Annotated in this window: 1 protein-coding gene; it reads left to right on the forward strand. The window is 48.4% G+C overall.

Annotation, left to right across the window (positions count from 1 at the left end; genetic code table 11):
* Positions 1 to 47 precede the first annotated feature (47 nt).
* Positions 48 to 277, forward strand: a 230-nt coding sequence (locus tag SB725_RS30960) for a glycine betaine ABC transporter substrate-binding protein (RefSeq protein WP_410923204.1), incomplete at its 3' end; no start/stop codon positions are given.

Here is a 277-nt window from a genome sequence, read left to right on the forward strand (position 1 = left end):
ATCGTAGAAGATGGATACGGTTGTACGGTAGAAGAAGTGCCAGGAGCATGCCTGCACTTGATACGGCGCTATCACAGAATGACATTCAGGTCATCGGGGAGCAGTGGGTTGGTCGCTCGCCAATCATGGAAAAAGCCATTGAGCAAAATAAAGTGGCCATCATCGGCGACACGCTAAAAGGTGGTGCAACTCAAGGCTGGTATGTCCCGCGATACGTCTTGGAAAAGAATCCAGGACTTCGCAGCTATCAAGATTTGCCTAAATATACTGAGCTATT

Source organism: Pseudomonas sp. SIMBA_041, assembly GCF_046535095.1.
Taxonomy (GTDB): Bacteria; Pseudomonadota; Gammaproteobacteria; order Pseudomonadales; family Pseudomonadaceae; genus Aquipseudomonas; species Aquipseudomonas mucoides.